This is a genomic window from Paenibacillus sp. sgz302191 (genome assembly GCF_057749925.1).
The window spans coordinates 70,082-88,873 of record NZ_JBYLHY010000025.1 but is presented as its reverse complement, the minus strand read 5'-3'; the positions used below and the strand labels follow the sequence as shown (position 1 = coordinate 88,873).

Here is an 18,792-nt window from a genome sequence, read left to right as displayed (position 1 = left end):
GTTGATTGTGAAATTGAAAAAGACCCGTAAGTTGTGGCATAAAAGCTTATCGATCCTGACGTCCGGAGCTATCGCCGGAGTTTTCTTAGCCGGTATTCAACCGCCCGCACCGGCTTATGCGGCGGATTCTTCTTACAACTACGCAGAGGCCCTGCAAAAGTCGATCTTTTTCTATGAAGCTCAGCGTTCCGGCAAGCTGCCCGCGAACAACCGCGTCAGTTGGCGGGGCGACTCGGGGCTAAGCGACGGCGCGGATGTCGGTCATGATCTGACGGGCGGCTGGTACGATGCCGGCGACCATGTGAAATTCGGCCTTCCGATGGCATACAGCGCAGCCATGCTGGCCTGGTCGGTCTATGAATACCGTGACGCTTACGAACAAACCGGGCAATTGGACGCCATGCTCGATAACATCAAATGGGCGACGGATTATTTCATCAAAGCCCATACCGCTCCCAATGAGCTTTACGGTCAGGTGGGGGCGGGCAATACCGACCATGCCTGGTGGGGACCTGCGGAAGTCATGCAAATGAGCAGACCCGCTTACAAGATTGACGCCCAGAATCCCGGTTCGGATCTGGCCGGCGAGACGGCAGCGGCGCTGGCGGCCGCCTCCATCCTCTTCCAGACGAAGGACCCGCAATATTCGGCCACTCTTTTGACTCATGCGAAGCAGCTGTATTCGTTTGCCGACACCTATCGCGGGAAATACTCCGACAGCATTACCGACGCCCAGTCGTTCTACAAGTCCTGGACCGGGTATCAGGATGAGCTGACGTGGGGCGCGGTGTGGCTGTACCTGGCGACCAAAGACCAGACTTATCTGGATAAGGCCAAAGCTTCCGTCAACGATTGGGGCAAGGAAGGCCAGACCAATTACTGGGCATATAAATGGACCCAAGGCTGGGACGACGTTCATTACGGAGCCCAACTGCTTTTGGCCCGCATTACCGGCGAATCGAAGTACATCGAGTCCGTCGAACGAAACCTGGACTACTGGACGACCGGCACAGCCGGCGGGGAGCGCATCAAATATACGCCCGGCGGTTTGGCCTGGCTGGATTCATGGGGTTCCTTGCGCTATGCCTCAAACGCAGCCTTTCTCGCGTTCGTTTATTCGGATTGGGTGACGGATACGGCGAAAAAAGCGAAGTACCGGGATTTCGCGACGAAACAAATCAAGTACGCTCTCGGCGACAATCCGCGCCAGGGCAGCTACGTAGTCGGCTTCGGCCAGAACGCTCCGAAGCATCCGCACCACCGGACCGCCCATGGATCGTATGCCGACAGTCTGAGCGTTCCTGCGGAGCACCGCCATACGCTGTACGGCGCGCTTGTGGGCGGACCCGACGCAAGCGACGGCTATGCCGACGACGTTACGAACTATGTGACGAATGAAGTGGCGACCGATTACAACGCAGGCTTCACAGGCTCTCTGGCCAAGATGTACCTGCTGTATGGAAGTGGTCAAAAGCCGCTCGCCGATTTTCCGGTGGCAGAGAAGGCAACCGAGGATGAGATGTTTGTGGAAGCGGGTTTGAATCAGTCGAGTGACAATTTTACCGAAATCAAGGCGCTGCTGAACAATCGTTCCGGTTGGCCGGCCCGGATGGGCGACAAGTTGTCGTTCAAGTATTTTGTCGATCTGAGCGAGCTGTATCAAGCGGGATATTCGGTCAAAGACACAACCGTGGCATCGGCCTACAATCAGGGTGCTTCCGTCTCGCAGCTGCTGCCTTGGGATGAAGCCAAGCATATTTATTACGTGAATGCCGATTTTACCGGCGTCAAGATTTACCCGGGCGGTCAGCCTTATTACAAGAAGGAAGTTCAATTCCGGATAACAGGCCCGGCGAATACGAAAATTTGGAATCCGGCCAATGACTTCTCGTATCAAGGCATTACCGCTTCAGTCGCGAAAACGGCCAACATTCCCGTGTACAGCGCGGGAGTTAAAGTATTCGGCAGCGAGCCGGGCGCAGGCGGCACTCCTGTAGTTCCGGCTGCGCCGACGGGCCTCGTGGCGACAGCGGGCAATGCGCAGACAGCGCTGAGCTGGGGCGCAGTGGCCGGAGCGGCGAGCTACAACGTGAAGCGCGCTGTCGTAAACGGCGGCCCGTACACGACGGTCGCGACGGGTGTAACGGCGACGACGTACACGGACGCCGGCTTGACGAACGGCACGACGTATTACTACGTCGTCAGTGCAGTGAACAGCGCGGGCGAGAGCGTGAACTCCGCGCAAGTTAGCGCCACGCCGAGCGCGGGAGTGACCGTACCTACAGCGCCTGCGGGCCTCGTGGCGGCTGCTGGCAATGCGCAGGCAGCGCTGAGCTGGGGCGCAGTGGCTGGAGCGGCGAGCTACAACGTGAAGCGCGCTAGTGTAAGCGGCGGCCCGTACACGACGGTCGCGACGGGTGTGACGGCGACATCGTATACGGATGCCGGTTTGACGAACGGCACGACGTATTACTACGTCGTTAGTGCAGTGAACAGCGCAGGAGAAAGCGCCAACTCCGCGCAAGCGAGCGTTACGCCGCAAGGCACGACGCAGCCTACGGGCAATCTGGTCGTGCAGTACCGTGCAGCGGATACGAACGCAACCGACAACCAGATTAAGCCGTTTTTCAATATCAAGAACACCGGCACGACACCGGTGAATTTAAGCGATCTGAAGCTGCGCTATTATTTTACCAAAGACGGCGCGCAGGCGCTGGATTCGTGGATCGACTGGGCGCAGATCGGCGGCAGCAGCATCCAAAGAGCGTTCGTCAGCGCCACGGGCACGAATACGGATACGTACGTCGAGCTGAGCTTTACGGCGGCGGCGGGTTCGATCCCGGCCGGCGGGCAGAGCGGCGAGATCCAACTGCGGATGGCCAAAACCGACTGGTCGAACTTCAACGAGGCCAACGATTACTCGTTCGATCCGACCAAGACGGCGTACACGGACTGGAACAAAGTGACGCTCTACCGGAACGGCACGCTCGTTTGGGGCATCGAGCCTTAAGCACGACCCGGGAGCAAGGGGATGCAGCACATCGTCAGCATCGTTCGTCGACGTCTGAAAAGCAGCGTCCCCCCTTGACGTTCGCACCAAGCATAGCTCCCAGTGCGGAATGTTGCGATGCATGACGTCGGTCGATCGACCACATTCAGCCCAAGAACCTGCAAAAGTGCAGCAATTTTCTCAGGCAGCGGTCTATTTGTGGGGAAAGCCTGCAATAGTGCAGGAATAATCGACTTTGACGGCTCTAAGCTGGAGTTTGGCGCGAAAAGCCTGCAATTTGCAGGAATGATTCGCAGCTTGAACCGACATAGAGCAAAAAGATGCATCTTCGCAGGTTTTCTGCGTTTTGCCCGTGATGTCTTAGCCGGCAAGCGTTTGGATGATCTCGACAGTATCGCTGCAGCACGGGGGAACGAGCGAACGCGGAAATTTTTTGCGCCGGGTTAGATGCGGGCCCAGGCGCCAGCCAGACTCCCGGGGCGAACACTTGATGCTTAACATTAAGCGTCAAGCGTATAAACCAAAAAAGCGTCCTGCCAGGTGTTCATGCCCTGGCAGGACGCTTCCGTTATTTACCACCCGCGCACATACGGCTTGGGCGGCGTAATCTCCGCTTTGAGCTTATGGGCGGCCGTTCTGGGCCAATAAGGTTCGCGCAGCAGCACCCTGCCCAAAAAGATCAAATCCGCCCGCTCATTGCGCAAAATGTCTTCGGCATGCTCAGCTTCGGTAATTAATCCTACGGCGCCTACAGGGATGCCGGCTTTGGCGCGAATCGTTTCTGCATAAGGGACTTGGTATCCCGGGAATGCATTAGGCACAACGGGAACAAGCCCTCCCGAGCTGACATCGATGAGATCGACGCCTTTTTCCTTCAACCGGGCTGCGATGTATACGTAATCCTCAGGAGTGTAGCCGCCGTCAGCGTATTCATGAGCAGATACCCGAACGAACAGCGGGCCATCCCAGCTTTGCCGGGTGCGGTCGATGATTTCGGCGAGGAAGCGGAAGCGCCGGTCGCGGTCGCCGCCGTATTCGTCGCTGCGCAGGTTGGTGAGCGGCGATAAAAATTCGTGAATCAAATATCCGTGGGCGGCATGGATTTCCACAACGTCAAAACCGGCTTGCTTGGCCCTGGCAGCGGCCTCCCCGAAGGCGTCGACCGTTTCCCGGATTTGCTGGAGGGCCAAAGCGTCGGGAGTTTTGGACTGCTCGTTGAAGGGCAGCGCCGACGGTGCGACAATCGGCCCGTCGAGCACCGCTTTTCTGCCCGCATGGGCAAGCTGGATGCCGATATGAGAGCCTTGCTCGTGAACGGAGTCGGCCAGTTCCTTAAGGCCCTCAATCTGCGCGTCGCTCCATATCCCGAGATCTTGCGGGGAGATGCGGCCCTGCGCCGTAACCGCGGAAGCTTCCACAACGATGAGGCCGGCCTGTCCGACCGCGCGGGAACCGTAATGCAGGCGATGCCAGTTTTTCACGGTTCCGGAGTTGTCCGAAGCGTACATGCACATGGGCGACATGACGATCCGATTTTTTAACGTCACATTTTTTATCGTATAAGGTGAAAATAGCATGGTCCCTCACATCCTTTTCTATGTTTTATATGGGTAAAATATGTAGATGTCACTATTGTATATTAATCCAATTGGAATTATCAAATAATTTGTCGCACGAAAACTTGAATCGCGGCGGCCAAAGGCATAAAATATGAGAAGGCTGCGAATCGGGCGCAATCCCTGATTTGCAGTTTTCGTATTCTATGAAACTTTTATGCAGCAATAACAGTCTATGTTTTATATGATTTTTTTTCTATTTTAAGGAGGCTTTGCGAAAATGAATTTCAAAGCGACAGGCATATTGGCGCTGATCATGGCGTTTGCCATCGTGACCGGGTGCAGCAGCGACAAGCAGGAGGCGGCTTCATCCCCGTCCGCGGGCGTGACCCCGGCTGCCGGCTCTGCAGCGAGTCCGGCGTCGCCCCAGGGGGCAACTCCGGCCGCGTCAGGGAAGGCGGGCACCTCTGCCGAGACTACTGCGTCTGCAGCGCCTACTGCATCCCCGTCTGCGACGTCTGCCGCATCCCAGAAACCGACCCCGGCAAGCACGGCTAATTCGGCGGGAAAAGCGGGAAGCACGAAAGTCATAGACAAGCCGGAAAGCATTTCCGTGCTGGTGAACAAGCAATTTTCGCTGCCGTCCGATTACGAACCGAGCGATTTGGTTTACCCGGACGTGCCTTTTACGTTCAAGGAAAAGATTGAAAAGCGAAAAATGCGCAAGGAAGCGGCGGCGGCGCTGGAGAAGCTTTTTGCCGGGGCAGACAAGGACGGCGTCAAGCTGGCCGGAGTTTCCGCATACCGTTCGTATGCAACGCAAAAAGCGGTCTTTCAGCGGTATGTCATCAAGGACGGCGAAGAAAAAGCAAAGATGTACAGCGCAGTGCCGGGTACGAGCGAGCACGAGACAGGACTTGCTATCGATGTGACCGGCAGCGACGGCAAATGCGCGGCTGAAGACTGCTTCGGCGGCACGAAAGAAGCAAAATGGCTTGAAAAGCACGCGTACGAATACGGCTACATAATCCGCTATCCCAAAGGCAAAGAGAACATTACAGGGTACCAATACGAGCCTTGGCATATCCGTTACATCGGTACGGCGGAGGCTAAAGAATTAACCGACAAAGGTTTGACGCTGGAAGAATACTTGAATGCTGTACCCGTTTCAAAATAAAAAACCGCCGTACCTCCCTGAATCGCAATTCAGGAATGGTACGGCGTTTTTTATTACCACACTAGTTCTTTACAGCGCTAAACTGGCGTAGAACAGCATTCTTATTGGCGAATAAACCTACCGTTAAAACGTGGCCCTCACATCTACGAAAGACCTCGATAGAGGCTTATCTCAACATATTATATTCTCGGGTCTTGGCATGTGTAGATTTGATGAATACCGCTGCCCAGCGTCATGAAAGAGGTATCGCGCACTTTTCTACAGCCAACAGGACGTTTTTGCAAGTTTCGCACCGCGCGCAGCTCCCAGCACGCGGTGTTTCGCTGCATGACGGCGGTCGGTCGACCACATGTTTGTTTTCCAAAGACGATGATGCCGGCGTTGTGCAATGACTCTTTCCTAATGAGCGCCTCTCCCGGCGCAGGTTGCAGTGCTGCACGGCGGGTGACTATGCGGCGGCTTGGCAGGCTGGTCTGGGTTGAAAACCTAAGAAAGTCGAGACGCTTTGTTAGGGTTAGGGGAAACAGTGGGGCTCCCATGCTCGCCTCTCCCGGTGCAGGTCGCGGCACTACATAATTGGGCAGGAAGCGTTCTGGTAGGGAGAAAACCTGCAAAAGTGCAGGAATTTCTTGCGAAAGTGGCTTGTTTTGGCGAAAAACCTGCAGAAGTGCAGGAATTTTTGCTGAAAGTGAGTCTGTGTCCATGTATTCGGTGAAAAGCCTGCACTTTTGCAGGAATTCTTCGTAGCCTAATGATCTAGGACGCAAATTCATGTATTTTTGCAGGTTTTCTTCGTGCAGGTAGGCAGGTTGTGGCAGGGATTTTCGATAATGGCAAAAAGCCTGCACAAATGCAGGAATGTTTCGCCTTCAGCGTATGAACGAACGAAAATCTGCACTTTGCAGGCTGCCTTTCTCCGCGCAGCCAGACAGCAAGACGTCCAAGCCGTCCGGGCCATCCGGCTCTGCGCGCGAGTTCCACTGCCTGACTTTCGCAGATTTTACGTGCTCAACTGACAGCGGGCAAGTTTTTAGAAAGTCTCTTTTTTACAGGTCATCTGCGAACGACTGGTGATGTTGGTCATTCGCAGGTTTTTCATACTATGCCGGTGATGCCGGTCATCCATTTCCGGTGGATGTATTCGTTTGTCACCCGCAGGGTGATTTTTTATTCAAACAGGCGGCGCAAGTTTTCTGCGTAAGGCGCCCGCACGATGCCTTTTTCCGTTATGATCGCTGTTACGTACTCGTTTGGCGTCACGTCAAACGCCGGATTGTAAACTTTGACGCCCTGCGGCGCCGTGCGCTTGCCGAAGCCCTGCGTAATCTCGTCTTCGTGCCGCTCTTCGATCGGGATATCCGCCCCGGTCGGCGTGCCGAGGTCGATCGTGGACAGCGGGCATGCCACATAGAACGGAATGCCGTGCGCTTTGGCGAGCACAGCTACGCTGTACGTGCCGATTTTGTTGGCGACGTCGCCGTTCGCGGCAACGCGGTCGGTCCCGACGATGACCGCCTGGATCCAGCCCTTCGACATGACCGCGCCGGCCATGTTGTCGCAGATCAGCGTCACGTCGACGCCGGCCTGCTGCAGTTCAAAAGCGGTCAGCCGCGCGCCCTGCAGCACCGGCCTGGTTTCGTCCGCGAACACTTTGATGTTCACGCCTTTTTCCTGGGCCAAGTAGAACGGCGCTAACGCCGTGCCGTACTTGGCCGCTGCCAACCCGCCGGCGTTGCAGTGCGTCAGCACGCCGAAGCCGTCCTCGAACAGCGTCAGCGCATGCTCGCCGATCAGACGATTCGTCTCCTCGTCCTCGGCTTGAATGCTCTGCGCCTCCTCGAGGAGCGACTGCTTGAAGGCGTCAGGACTCGTGCCGGACGCCGCCAGCGCCTGGGCCCGATTGCGCATGCGATCGAGCGCCCAGAACAAATTGACGGCCGTCGGGCGCGACGTCGCCAAATAATCGGCCTGCTTCCGGACCTCCGCCAGAAGCTCCTCTACGCCTGCATCCAGTCCGCGGATGCCGAGGTACACCCCATACGCGGCGGCGATGCCGATCGCAGGAGCGCCGCGCACTTTCAAATGCCGGATCGCTTCCCACACCTCGACAGGCGTCTCCAGCGGCAGGTATACGATCTCTTCCGGCAGCAGCCGTTGATCCAGCAGATCAAGCTGCTGGCCGTTCCAGCGCAATGATTGCAAAGCGCCTTGTTCAGTCTGATGGCCTAACGGTTGATTTGTCATCGTTAAAATCCTCTTTCTTGTATAAAATGTCGGCGAGGTGCCGCAGCGATTCCCCTGCCGGTTACAGCACGGATTTGCCGGCAATTTCGATCATCTCGTCGATGGAAGCGGCTTTTCGATTGAAGCGGATAAGCGCAGTTCCGATGGACAAGGCAAGCCGCTGAGCGAGCTCTCTGGCTGCGGCGTCCTCAATTTTATCGATATCGGCGACATGAGCCAAACCATAGACGCGGCGGACCATTTTGGCTCCTGTGAATCCGAAAGTGTCCTGCAGCAAATTTGCAAAGAAATAGTTTTGGTAAGCTTCCGTGTTCAGAACGGGATCGACGCCATGCTCTTTCCATAAAGTACGGAAATTGGTTTCGAAATGGGTCCATACCTCTTTGACCGTTTGCAGCAAATAGCTGCGGTAGTCGGCGCGGCTGTCAGCGTCAGAGCCCCAGCCTTCCTGGGCGGCAAAATTCAGCAGCAGATTGGCCAGCACCGCTCCGATATCGAAGCCCATCGGGCCGTAGTACGCGAACTCGGGATCGATGACTTTGGTCGAATCAGGCTTAATAAAAATGCTGCCCGTATGCAGATCGCCATGCAGCAGCGCTTGCGATTTCGTCAAAAACTTCTCGCGGAGAATCGCGACTTCCAAATGAAGCTCGCTGTCCTGCCAAATTTGCTCGGCGGCATCGCGGATGTGCGCTTCGATATTGTTCGTATCCGCATCCCGGTAAGGATCGGCGAAAATCAAGTCCTCGGTTATTTTGCATAAGTCGGGATTAATGAACCGGCCCTGCTGATTTTTTTTGGCCTGCTGGTTCATGCCCAGATCGGACGTGAAAAATAGCGTATGGGCGAGAAAACGGCCAATATGCCCGGCAAACAGCGGATAACGGTTGTGTTCGATAAGGCCTTTGCGCATAATGACATGATCGCTCAAATCTTCCATCACCGTCAAAGCCAGATCCTGCTCGTACGCATACACGTGCGGAACGAGGTCAGGGCAGAGCGATTCCTCGATTTGCAGCGCTTCGCTTTCGATGCGGGCGCGATCCAGCGTCAGCGGCCATGATTCGCCGACAACTTTGGCATAGGGAAGAGCTTGCTTAAGAATAATGCTTTTTCCGGTCGCAGGCTCCGAAATATGAAAAACGAGATTTAAATTGCCGTCCCCGATTTCTCTGCTGGCGAGCTCGGCTCCTTGGGCGAAAAGATCGGGAATTTGACGGGCGTATTCTATAGCTTCTGCTTCACTAAGCGGGCGATAGCTTGTCATGTACATATCCTCCTGTATGTAAAATTCAATTCCAACCAATTTACTGTGTATTATTCGTCATTCCTTAGTATAAGACAAATCGTTCGCGTATGAAATAGCTTTTTCAATCTGTCCTCTATTTTACATAAAAACATGCTTTTTTGCACAAAGTAGCTGAAGTGCATGTTCACTTACACGTAAAAAGGAGGAAATTTCCGTATGGTTACAGCGACAGCTTCATCCGTCCATACCGTATTGAACAAGCAGGTAGCCAATTGGAGTCTGCTGTTTGTCAAACTTCACAATTTCCACTGGTTTGTGAAAGGAAATCAGTTTTTTACGCTCCATGTGAAATTTGAGGAACTTTATAATGAAGCGGCTGCTCACATTGACGAGCTCGCCGAGCGTTTGCTGGCCATCGGCGGCAAGCCCCTCGCAACAATGCAGGCCTGCCTGGAGCAGTCATCGCTGAAGGAAGCGTCAGGGGCCGAGACGGCAACCAAAATGGTTGAAGCCGTCATCGAGGATTTCAGCATCCTGATCAGCGAGCTTAAGGAAGGCATGGATGTATGCGCGGGAGAAAACGACGAGACGACTTCCGATATGCTGCTTACCATTCATACGGCGCTTGAAAAGCACCGCTGGATGCTCCAATCGTTTCTCGGCTAATTTTACAAAACGTTTATACAGACAAGACATCTGCCTAACAGTCGGCGGTTACACTGAAAGGACTAAGAGATTCGGAGGGTTAGCATGAGAATTCTGAATTTGCTCCTTGTAGCCGCTGCCTGCTCGGTTTTGCTTCTGATTGCTTACTTTGCGGAACCCGCCGATTCCAAGTGGGAACCCAACCCGATGAAAAGCAATCAGGCCCAGCTTACCCGCGTACAACAAGAAGTCCGTGGACTGGATTCGAAATAAATGATAAGGGATGGCGCCCAAGGCGGCCATTCCTTTATATTTTTCTAAGGATTTGGCAAGCCATCCAAGACGGTGGTTCCGATGTCGGCACAGCGGCTCTTTCCTCAAGTGTGCCTCTCCCGGCGCGGGCTTCAGCGCTGCACGGCAGGTGGTCATGAGGCGGCAGGCAGGCCGGTCTGGTGAGAAAACCTGCGAAAGTGCAGGCTTTTTCTGAGAAAGTGGTTCATTTGGGCGAAAAACCTGCGAAAGTACAGCAATTTTCGATGAAAATGAATCTGAGCCCATGTGCGTGGCAAAAAGCCTGCACAAATGCAGGAATGTTTCGTTTTCAACGTATGAACGAGCAAAAACCTGCATTTTTGCAGGAATTCTCCGCGTAACCGTGCAACTGCGCAGACAGGCAGGCAGACAGGCAGTTAGGCGCAGGGTGATCCGGTTCTGCTTGCGGGTTTCTCAACTGCCTTTGTCGGGCGGAGTATTTGCATTGTTTTGCCTGCCGGGATTCCTTTATAATAGAGAGCATCAAAAGTGTTAATCGAGGTGATCGTGTAATGAGTACCCAACCCATTGCGCTCAAAGAATGGGCTTCGGCCGTGAAAGCGTTGGAAGACGGCACACAGATTATTATTATGCGCAAGGGTGGAATCGCCGAGGAGACGCGGGATTTTCAAGTCGAAACCGGCTCTTTTTATTTATATCCCACCTACGAGCACCAGAAGCAATCATTGTTAAAACAATCCTGCCAATCCTTGATCGACGCCACGTTGGAAGGCTGGAGCATCGACGACCCGTTCGTAAATATTACGGCTTATGCCCGGTTAGTTGAAGATATCGAAATATTGGATCAGGAGAAGCTGGACCGCTTGCTTCCTTTTCATATTTGGACGGAAAGCTTCACAGAGGAAAGATTGAAATGGAAGCGGAAAAATCCTCTGCATGTTATGCTGCTGCGCGTGTATAAGCTGGAAGAGCCTGTACGGGCGGAGATTTCATCGGCCTATTTGGGCTGCAAATCGTGGATCCAGCTCCAAGGCGAGTGGGGGAACGTAAGCATGTCCCCTGTATTGGACGACGCCGATTTCGAGGCGCAGGCAGCTGCGCTCAGAGCGGCATTAGGCTGATTGAACGGCAGCGGACAAAATCCCGGGAGGCTTCTCAAGCCCACCGGGATTTTATGCGTTACAGCAGCAGCTCGTTCAAGTTTAAAATGCCGACAAGCTGACCTTCGCTATGCCCGATTCCTGTGAAATGGGCGCCTCTGACGCTGCCGACCCAGTCGGGGGGAGCGTGGATGTCGTCGTAGGAAGACACTTTGTTGGCCTGATCGACGATAATGCCGATAAAAGTTTCCCTATGCTTGATGACGACGATGCGCGTAGCTTTGGTCAAAACCAAATCCGCATAACCGAACAGGCTGCCCAGATGAACGACAGGGATAATGCTGCCTCGCAAATTAATTACGCCTTTGATGTACGGAAGGGTGACCGGTATTTCCGTAATCGGCTGCATTTTAATAATTTCTTGAATATCCCTAATTCCTATCGCATAGGTTTCATTTCCTGCAACCATCTCTATGTATAAATCCCGCGGGGCAGAAGACATGCAATCACATCCAGATCAAATTATTGAATCTTGAAGACGGACACCGAAGTATGGAGATCGTCTGCTAAAGTGGCTAATGATTGGCATGTCGCGGCCGTTTCTTGAGATGCGGCTGCCGCTTCCTGACTGGCTGCCGCTATAAGTTCCACAGACTGCATGACCTCCGAGGCTTGAGCCGCTTCTTCCTGACAGGCTGCGGCGATTTCGTTCACTTTATTGGAAGAGCTGTCGACCATCTTGACAATTTTTTTAAACGCTTCGCTCGTTTGTTCCGATTGGGACACGCTGTCCAGAACGGCGGCAACGGTTTGCTTCGTATTTTCCTGAATGACCTTGATGATGGCGGAAATTTCTTTCGTGGCGGTGCTGCTTCGTTCCGCGAGCTTTCTCACTTCATCGGCCACGACGGCAAAGCCCCTGCCTTGATCGCCCGCCCTTGCCGCTTCGATCGCGGCGTTCAAGGCGAGCAGGTTGGTTTGGTCCGCGATATCGTCGATCACTTCGATGATTTCCCCGATTTTATTGGAGTCGTCCTCCAACCGGGCCATACTGGTGTTGACCTTTTGCATGCCTGCTATGGAAGTTTCTACGACTTGGCCGCCTTCATTCGCTGTTAGTACCGTCGTATTCGACATCTCCGCGGCTTGTTCCGCGCTTTTGGCAACAAAATTAATTGCCGACGAAAGCTCGGTGAACAGCTCGGAGATCGACTGCGCCGACTGGGCCTGATTCGTCGTTCCGCTGGCTATTTCTTCACTGCTGGCGGAAATTTGCTCGGATGCGGCAGCTACGTTTTGCGACGATTGCAGGATGCCGCCGATCAATTCTTGCAAACTATCGATCATTTGATTGATGGAAGCGGCGAGACGGCCGATTTCGTCTTTCGTTTGAATGTCCGACTTTTCACGCAGATCGCCGTTCGCCACTTTCGACACCAAAGCCACAATTTTGTTCAGCTGCCGGGAAATCAACTGGGAAATCGCATAGCCGAGCCCGATGCTTAACGCAAAAGCGGCAATAATGACGGCGATCGTAGCAAGGCGGGCGGAAGAGTAAGTTTGGGCCGATTGGTTGTTTGTCTCGGAAGCAAGCTTCACGTTGATATCGATCAGCTTTTCCATACTTCCTCTTACTATCGCCCCTTGAGTATTCAGTGTTTCTTCCCGGTACTTATAAAATTCGGCTTGATCTTCTTTGTAAGTCAATTGCATTCCCTGTTCAAAAAGCTTTACGTAAGCCGGCCAGGACGAATCGAATATTTTCAACTGTTCCTGTTCTTCTTTTGTAGTAGCTACAGGACGGTAAGAATCCATTTTTCCAATAATCTGTTTGTTGTAACCGTCAATATCTGCCGCGAGCTTGTCTTTATCTTCCTTTTTCGCAGTCATGCTCATATCCCGTATCGCAACCCGCATGTTCTGGTAGCCGATCATCGCAGCCGACAAATCTCTTACGGAAATAAGATTGTTGTTGTACATTTCTTTCATATTCGAATTCATCGAGCTTAAATTCATCAGCGAATAGATGCCGACTGCGGTCAAAATCAACGAAACTATAACAAATGCGGAAATAAGCTTTGCTGCTGTCTTTAAATTAAAATACCATTTCAAAATAGCCACCCCATCATCCGTATTTTCGCGGCTTCCAGCAGCCGCTGTGTTTTAATCAGTGCCATGGAATAACATCTGTTGCGTTTGAAATTTCGCACCACCCGTTCGGTCGTTTTTTGAACGCAGATTTGCATTTGAGGTAACAGACCTATATGCTGTTGCGCCTTATGTCGTACAATATCAGTTATACGACATAATATTACATAATACTACAATTATACACGTTCCGACTGTTTAATTATAGTTATATTTTACTATATTAGCAACCAATTATTTGTAATTTGAACCAAAAATTTTCCATAAAATAAAATCCGTCACAAATATTCACTCAAGCTGTCTTCCACGTAATCCGTCGCCGATTTCTTCATTTGCTCCACCGTATGCAGGTATCGTTGTGTCGTATTGATATGAGCATGTCCCAAATTTTCCTGGACTTGCTGCAGCGATGCGCCGTGAAGCAAGGCTAAAGTCGCATTAGTGTGTCTCAGCCAGTGAGGTGTCGTCTTTTTCCCAAGTTCGCACTGCTCGCAAGCTTTGCTGATAATCCTTTCCACTTGCCGGACGGACAGCGGAAACAGCCGTTTATTTCGAACCGGTTCCTCCTGTTTTCCGGAGAACGAATCAAAATATTCCGTCAGGAAAACCCACAGCTGCTGAGGCACTTTAATTTCCCGCTGTTTCCCGCCTTTGCCTTCCATCACGGTCAGCCACATGGAGATTTCCAAGGGATCTTTGCGAAAATGCCCCCACTCCACAGCCGTTAATTCAGACACCCTTAATCCCATCAAAACCAGGGTCAATCCGATGAGATAGTTTCGGAAACTTTGCTGCTTGAGCTGGTTTAACAGCCGCCCCACTTCTTGTTTAGTCAAATAGTGATGCTTGCTTGTGATCTGTATCTTGGGCGGGCGAACGCCGGACATCGGGTTGTTGTCGAAAATGCGAATGTTCGGGTCGCTGCCCCATTTGTACAAGGAATTCAAAGGCGCGATGAAATTGGCCACTGTGGCCGGAGCGAGCTGTTTTCGCTGGATGCTGTAGTAGCCTTTCATTAGGCCTAATTTATAAATTTCCAGGTCCTTCCACGTCACTTCGCGCAGCGGCCTATATTTAATAAACTGCCTGAACAGTTCGATAGCCCTTCTGTAATTGCGCATCGTATATGGGGAGTCCGCACGCACGCTCAAAAACATGGAAATGATTTGTTCATCCGTATAAGAGTGCCCAGTGCGATCCTGATTCGTAAGTAATGCCGTTTCGTCTTGGTTCATGTCATTTTCTCCTGCCATTATGTCGTATAACTGATATTGTACGACATTATAGCTGTTATATGGCACTTTCGCGCAAATTTTGCATGCTGGAATTACAAAAAAATGCGTCCAAATCGGCTTGGAATTGTTGACCGCAAGGGGATCAACGATGCCGGCTTTTTTTTTGTTTGACGTTTTCAAAGCCGGGTTCATGTGCATACTTGAATGATGAACAACATATTCGTCAGATTTTTAACGTCTTGCCCTTTATTGATTTCGCCGGGTAAGTTATAATAGAATTATTCTAATGAGAATCAGTGAGAATCATTTAATAATGATTTTCTTTTACAAGTTAATTCAAAATTATGGAGGCTCAAGAGATGGCAAACTCACCAACATTCACAATAGACGGCCTGAAGGCGAACGTCGAAGGAAAGGAAATTTTGAAAGGCTTGAACCTGGAGATCAAAGGCGGCGAAGTCCATGCGATTATGGGACCTAACGGAACCGGTAAAAGTACGCTGGCTTCCGCGCTGATGGGCCACCCCAAATACGAAGTGACCGAAGGCTCCGTAACGCTTGAAGGTGAAGACGTGCTGGAAATGGCGGTTGACGAAAGAGCGCGCGCCGGACTGTTCCTCGCCATGCAGTATCCGAGTGAAATTACCGGGGTAACGAATGCCGACTTTTTGCGCAGTGCGCTCAATGCGCGCCGCGGCGAAGGCAATGAAATTTCCCTGATCAAGTTCATTCGCCAAATGGAAGCGAAAATGAAACAACTGGAAATGAACCCCGAGTTCATGCACCGCTATTTGAACGAAGGCTTTTCCGGCGGCGAGAAAAAGCGCAACGAAATTTTGCAAATGCTGCTGCTCGAGCCTAAAATCGTCATTCTCGACGAAATCGACTCCGGTCTTGACATCGACGCCCTGCGCATCGTTGCGGAAGGCGTTAACGCTATGCGCAGCGAAGACCGCGGCTTCCTGATCATCACTCACTATCAGCGCCTGCTGAACTACATCAATCCTGATTTTGTCCATGTCATGATGCAAGGCCGCATCGTCAAATCAGGCGGTCCTGAGCTCGCTCAGCGTCTGGAAGCGGAAGGCTACGACTGGATCAAAGAAGAGCTGGGCATCGTGGATGAAACCGTAGGCCAAGAGACGGAAGAATTCAAAGTTCCTATGAACACGACTGCGCCGAAGTACTAAATCAGGAGGAATACCATGAGCACACAAACTATTCTTTCCATTGATCCGGGCGCGGTTGCAGAGCTTTCCCGCAGCAAAAAAGAGCCTGAATGGATGACGGCTCTGCGCAGCGAAGCGCTGAAATCGGCGGAATCTTTGGAATTGCCTAAACTTGAAAAAACGAGAATCGACCGTTGGAGCATCAGCTCACACGGTTCCTATAAAGCACAGGCGGCCCTGGCTTCTCTGGATGAGCTGCCTGAAGCGGCCAAAGGTCTGTCCAACCCGGACAACCTGATTGTGCAAAGAAACTCCGGCATCGTATACAAGCAAGTTGCGGATCAGCTTAAACAGCAAGGAGTTATTTTCACGGATCTTGAGACTGCGCTGCAGGAGCATGCCGATCTTGTGAAGACTTATTTCATGAAAGCTGTTGAAGCGGGCGAAAATCAGTTGACTGCGCTGCACGCTGCTCTTTGGAATGGAGGCATCTTCCTTTACGTGCCCAAAGACGTGAGAGTGGACATCCCGCTGCAGGCGCTTTTTGTTACTGACGATGCGGAAGCGAGCTTTGCGCCTCACGTTCTGATTGTTGCGGAAGCGAACAGCTCGGTAGCTTATGTCGACAATTTTGTTTCCTCGCACAGCGGCGGCCACCTGGTTCAAAACGGAGCGGTTGAAATTTTCGTGAAACCGGGAGCGAAAGTAAATTACGCGACGATTCACAATATGGGCGAATCGGTAACGGATTTGACTTACCGCCGCGCGATTGTCGAAAATGACGGCGGCGTGCAGTGGGTAGTCGGAGAGCTGAACTACGGCAATTCGATGTCCGATACGACGTCCATTTTGAAAGGCAACGGCTCCGATTCAGACGCCAAAGTCATCTGCGTCGGAACTGACGAGCAAAAGCTGAACCTGACTACGCGCGCCGTACACTTCGGCAAAGCTTCGACTAGCGATATGATTACCCGTGCCGTTATGAGAGACGGAGCTACAGCGATCATCAACGGTATTACGAAAATCGAAAAAGGTGCTACAGGCTGCAACGGCCAGCAGACCGAGAAAGTGCTCATGCTGAGCCCCAAAGCGCGCGGCGACGCCAACCCGATCCTGCTTATCGACGAAGACGACGTTAAAGCGGGCCACGCGGCAAGTGTCGGTCAAGTGAACGCGGAGCAGGTCTACTACCTGATGTCCCGCGGGATTTCCAAAGAAGAGGCGCAGCGCCTGATCATCTACGGATTCCTTGCGCCGGTCGTTTCCGAAATTCCGATCAAGAGTATCGAAGAGCAGCTGCAAAGCTTTGTAGAAAGGAAGCTGGGACAATGAATACCGCGGAGATACGTGAGCTTTTTCCCATTCTCAAGCAGGAAGTGAACGGTCATCCTCTCGTATATCTGGACAGCGCAGCTACGTCCCAGAAGCCGGTGAGCGTGATTGAAGCGCTGAAGCGTTACTATGAGTGGGACAATTCCAACGTTCACCGCGGCGTTCATACGCTCGGCTCACGCGCGACTGACGCGTATGAAGGGGCACGGGAGAAAGTAGCCAAATTCATCAACGCGTCCAGCGAGCAGGAAATTATTTTTACGCGCGGCACGACGACCGCCATTAATGTGGTGGCGAACAGCTACGCGAGAGCGGTGCTGCGGGAGGGCGACGAGATCGTCATTACCCCGATGGAGCATCACAGCAATTTAATCCCATGGCAGCAAGTTGCGAAAGCGACGGGAGCCACTTTAAAGTACATTCCTTTGCAGGCTGACGGTTCCATATCTTTGGCCGATGCCGAGAGCGTCATTACGGAGCGGACGAAATTCGTTTCGATCGTTTATGTATCCAACGTGCTCGGGGTCATCAATCCGGTTAAAGAAATTGCCAAAATCGCGCACAAGCATGGCGCAAAAATCATGGTCGACGGCGCGCAAAGCACACCGCACATGAAAGTCGACGTGCAGGATTTGGATTGCGACTTTTACGGCTTTTCCGGACATAAGATGTGTGGACCTACCGGAATCGGGGCATTGTATGGGAAGAAGGCACTGCTGGAAAGTATGGAGCCCGTTGAATTCGGCGGAGAAATGATCGATCATGTGGATCTCTATGAATCTACCTGGAAAGAGCTCCCCTGGAAATTCGAAGGGGGGACGCCGATCATTGCCGGCGCCGTAGGATTGGGAGCGGCTATCGATTTTCTGCAGCAAGTTGGTATGGACAATATTTATAAGCATGATGTGCAGCTTACGAATTATGCGCTTGAGCGAATGCGGGAGATCGAAGACCTCACCGTTTACGGTCCTCTCCAAAACCGCGCCGGTCTCGTCACGTTTAATCTTGGGGATGTGCATCCTCACGATGTGGCGACGGTACTGGATGCGGAAGGAATAGCCGTTCGTGCCGGCCACCACTGCTGCCAGCCTTTGATGAGATGGCTGCAGGTTACGGCTACGGCTCGCGCCAGCTTTTATATGTACAATACCGAAGAAGATATTGACCGACTTGTGGCGGCCTTACTAAAAACAAAGGAGTACTTCGGTCATGCAATTGGATGATTTATACCGCAGAGTCATTATGGATCACTATAAAAACCCCCGCAACCGCGGCAAGTTCGACTCCAGCGAAGCGGTCACGATCGACCTGAACAACCCGACCTGCGGCGATAAAATATCGCTGCAGATGAAGGTGGAGGACGGGAAAGTCGCGGACGCCAAGTTTATCGGCGAAGGCTGTTCGATCAGCCTTTCTTCCGCTTCGATGATGACGGACGCGGTGAAAGGCAAGACGCTCGACGAAGCGCTCGAAATGGCTGAGAAATTTTCCGGATTGATGAAGGGCGAAGCCGTGGAATTCGAGTATGAAGATATTGAGGCGTTGTCGGGGGTCAACAAATTCCCGGCCAGAATCAAATGCGCGACATTAGCGTGGAACGCGCTGCGCAAAGGCATCGATCAAACGAAACAGAACGGATAACGAATAGGAGGTA

Annotated in this window: 17 protein-coding genes; 9 read left to right on the top strand and 8 right to left on the bottom strand. The window is 52.5% G+C overall.

Annotated features, from left to right (window positions below; all coding sequences use genetic code 11):
• Positions 1–94: 94 nt before the first annotated feature.
• Together AC3G2T_RS28345 and AC3G2T_RS28340 are read left to right on the top strand one after the other, a co-directional pair.
• A complete protein-coding gene (locus AC3G2T_RS28345; protein ID WP_474679857.1) occupies positions 95–3,010 on the top strand; it encodes a glycoside hydrolase family 9 protein in 2,916 nt (971 codons plus the stop codon).
• A gap of 117 nt (positions 3,011–3,127) precedes the next feature.
• Entirely contained in the window at positions 3,128–3,457 is a 330-nt protein-coding gene (locus AC3G2T_RS28340; protein ID WP_474679792.1) for a hypothetical protein, read from the top strand.
• A 125-nt stretch (positions 3,458–3,582) separates the two neighbouring features.
• Here AC3G2T_RS28340 and namA read toward each other — a convergent pair whose 3' ends face one another.
• On the bottom strand, positions 3,583–4,587 hold the full coding sequence (gene namA, locus AC3G2T_RS28335) for an NADPH dehydrogenase NamA (RefSeq protein ID WP_474679791.1): 1,005 nt from the start codon (positions 4,585–4,587) through the stop codon (positions 3,583–3,585).
• Between the two features lie 259 nt (positions 4,588–4,846).
• On the opposite strand from namA, the gene AC3G2T_RS28330 reads away from it, so the two are divergent.
• Positions 4,847–5,743 carry a M15 family metallopeptidase gene (locus AC3G2T_RS28330; RefSeq protein WP_474679790.1) on the top strand — a complete coding sequence of 299 codons (897 nt, stop codon included), beginning with the start codon at positions 4,847–4,849 and terminating at the stop codon, positions 5,741–5,743.
• Positions 5,744–5,922: 179 nt separating this feature from the next.
• Here the strand turns inward: AC3G2T_RS28330 and AC3G2T_RS28325 are convergent, their stop codons facing one another.
• The 3 genes from AC3G2T_RS28325 to mtnK all read right to left on the bottom strand — a co-directional run bounded on the left by AC3G2T_RS28325 (position 5,923) and on the right by mtnK (position 9,254).
• A complete protein-coding gene (locus AC3G2T_RS28325) occupies positions 5,923–6,591 on the bottom strand; it encodes a hypothetical protein (RefSeq protein ID WP_474679789.1) in 669 nt (222 codons plus the stop codon).
• Positions 6,592–6,910: 319 nt separating this feature from the next.
• Positions 6,911–7,987, bottom strand: a complete 1,077-nt coding sequence (mtnA, locus tag AC3G2T_RS28320) for an S-methyl-5-thioribose-1-phosphate isomerase (RefSeq protein WP_474679788.1) — start codon at positions 7,985–7,987, stop codon at positions 6,911–6,913.
• Positions 7,988–8,048: 61 nt separating this feature from the next.
• Positions 8,049–9,254 carry an S-methyl-5-thioribose kinase gene (gene mtnK / locus AC3G2T_RS28315; RefSeq protein ID WP_474679787.1) on the bottom strand — a complete coding sequence of 402 codons (1,206 nt, stop codon included), beginning with the start codon at positions 9,252–9,254 and terminating at the stop codon, positions 8,049–8,051.
• 198 nt (positions 9,255–9,452) lie between these two features.
• On the opposite strand from mtnK, the gene AC3G2T_RS28310 reads away from it, so the two are divergent.
• The gene (locus tag AC3G2T_RS28310) at positions 9,453–9,902 is read left to right on the top strand and encodes a Dps family protein (protein ID WP_474679786.1); all 450 of its coding nucleotides are present in this window, start codon (positions 9,453–9,455) and stop codon (positions 9,900–9,902) included.
• A 48-nt stretch (positions 9,903–9,950) separates the two neighbouring features.
• On the opposite strand, the gene AC3G2T_RS28305 is transcribed toward AC3G2T_RS28310, so the two are convergent.
• Positions 9,951–10,511, bottom strand: a complete 561-nt coding sequence (locus AC3G2T_RS28305) for a hypothetical protein (RefSeq protein WP_488437660.1) — start codon at positions 10,509–10,511, stop codon at positions 9,951–9,953.
• A 194-nt stretch (positions 10,512–10,705) separates the two neighbouring features.
• Between AC3G2T_RS28305 and AC3G2T_RS28300 the strand changes: the two genes are divergently transcribed.
• On the top strand, positions 10,706–11,275 hold the full coding sequence (locus AC3G2T_RS28300; RefSeq protein WP_488437659.1) for a DUF1802 family protein: 570 nt from the start codon (positions 10,706–10,708) through the stop codon (positions 11,273–11,275).
• Positions 11,276–11,333: 58 nt separating this feature from the next.
• Here AC3G2T_RS28300 and AC3G2T_RS28295 read toward each other — a convergent pair whose 3' ends face one another.
• The 3 genes from AC3G2T_RS28295 to AC3G2T_RS28285 all read right to left on the bottom strand — a co-directional run bounded on the left by AC3G2T_RS28295 (position 11,334) and on the right by AC3G2T_RS28285 (position 14,637).
• Positions 11,334–11,756: a chemotaxis protein CheW gene (locus AC3G2T_RS28295; protein ID WP_488437658.1), complete on the bottom strand. Its 423-nt coding sequence runs from the start codon at positions 11,754–11,756 to the stop codon at positions 11,334–11,336.
• 20 nt (positions 11,757–11,776) lie between these two features.
• Entirely contained in the window at positions 11,777–13,375 is a 1,599-nt protein-coding gene (locus AC3G2T_RS28290; RefSeq protein WP_488437657.1) for a methyl-accepting chemotaxis protein, read from the bottom strand.
• Between the two features lie 305 nt (positions 13,376–13,680).
• Complete coding sequence (locus AC3G2T_RS28285) at positions 13,681–14,637, bottom strand: tyrosine-type recombinase/integrase (protein WP_474679780.1); 957 nt, start codon at positions 14,635–14,637, stop codon at positions 13,681–13,683.
• Positions 14,638–14,996: 359 nt separating this feature from the next.
• Here AC3G2T_RS28285 and sufC point away from each other — a divergent pair, with 359 nt between their 5' ends.
• Genes sufC through sufU form a run of 4 tightly spaced genes read left to right on the top strand, consistent with a single transcriptional unit; the run spans position 14,997 to position 18,779 of the window.
• Positions 14,997–15,827 carry a Fe-S cluster assembly ATPase SufC gene (gene sufC / locus AC3G2T_RS28280; protein ID WP_474679779.1) on the top strand — a complete coding sequence of 277 codons (831 nt, stop codon included), beginning with the start codon at positions 14,997–14,999 and terminating at the stop codon, positions 15,825–15,827.
• Positions 15,828–15,842: 15 nt separating this feature from the next.
• Positions 15,843–17,138 (top strand): Fe-S cluster assembly protein SufD, encoded by a 1,296-nt coding sequence (sufD, locus tag AC3G2T_RS28275; protein WP_474679778.1) that lies wholly within the window; start codon positions 15,843–15,845, stop codon positions 17,136–17,138.
• Complete coding sequence (locus tag AC3G2T_RS28270; protein WP_488437656.1) at positions 17,135–18,361, top strand: cysteine desulfurase; 1,227 nt, start codon at positions 17,135–17,137, stop codon at positions 18,359–18,361. Before sufD ends, AC3G2T_RS28270 begins: the two co-directional genes overlap by 4 nt.
• Complete coding sequence (sufU, locus tag AC3G2T_RS28265) at positions 18,348–18,779, top strand: Fe-S cluster assembly sulfur transfer protein SufU (RefSeq protein ID WP_474679776.1); 432 nt, start codon at positions 18,348–18,350, stop codon at positions 18,777–18,779. Before AC3G2T_RS28270 ends, sufU begins: the two co-directional genes overlap by 14 nt.
• The last annotated feature ends 13 nt before the right edge of the window (positions 18,780–18,792 follow it).

What these genes read in the sequence shown, in the direction of transcription:
- sufU (WP_474679776.1), top strand. Translation starts at nt 18,348, where the DNA reads ATGCAATTGGATGATTTATACCGCAGAGTCATTATGGATCACTATAAA.
- AC3G2T_RS28295 (WP_488437658.1), bottom strand. Translation starts at nt 11,756, where the DNA reads ATGTCTTCTGCCCCGCGGGATTTATACATAGAGATGGTTGCAGGAAAT.
- AC3G2T_RS28285 (WP_474679780.1), bottom strand. Translation starts at nt 14,637, where the DNA reads ATGAACCAAGACGAAACGGCATTACTTACGAATCAGGATCGCACTGGG.
- mtnA (WP_474679788.1), bottom strand. Translation starts at nt 7,987, where the DNA reads ATGACAAATCAACCGTTAGGCCATCAGACTGAACAAGGCGCTTTGCAA.
- sufD (WP_474679778.1), top strand. Translation starts at nt 15,843, where the DNA reads ATGAGCACACAAACTATTCTTTCCATTGATCCGGGCGCGGTTGCAGAG.
- namA (WP_474679791.1), bottom strand. Translation starts at nt 4,587, where the DNA reads ATGCTATTTTCACCTTATACGATAAAAAATGTGACGTTAAAAAATCGG.
- sufC (WP_474679779.1), top strand. Translation starts at nt 14,997, where the DNA reads ATGGCAAACTCACCAACATTCACAATAGACGGCCTGAAGGCGAACGTC.
- AC3G2T_RS28330 (WP_474679790.1), top strand. Translation starts at nt 4,847, where the DNA reads ATGAATTTCAAAGCGACAGGCATATTGGCGCTGATCATGGCGTTTGCC.
- mtnK (WP_474679787.1), bottom strand. Translation starts at nt 9,254, where the DNA reads ATGACAAGCTATCGCCCGCTTAGTGAAGCAGAAGCTATAGAATACGCC.
- AC3G2T_RS28310 (WP_474679786.1), top strand. Translation starts at nt 9,453, where the DNA reads ATGGTTACAGCGACAGCTTCATCCGTCCATACCGTATTGAACAAGCAG.
- AC3G2T_RS28270 (WP_488437656.1), top strand. Translation starts at nt 17,135, where the DNA reads ATGAATACCGCGGAGATACGTGAGCTTTTTCCCATTCTCAAGCAGGAA.
- AC3G2T_RS28305 (WP_488437660.1), bottom strand. Translation starts at nt 10,511, where the DNA reads ATGCAGGTTTTTGCTCGTTCATACGTTGAAAACGAAACATTCCTGCAT.
- AC3G2T_RS28340 (WP_474679792.1), top strand. Translation starts at nt 3,128, where the DNA reads ATGCATGACGTCGGTCGATCGACCACATTCAGCCCAAGAACCTGCAAA.
- AC3G2T_RS28300 (WP_488437659.1), top strand. Translation starts at nt 10,706, where the DNA reads ATGAGTACCCAACCCATTGCGCTCAAAGAATGGGCTTCGGCCGTGAAA.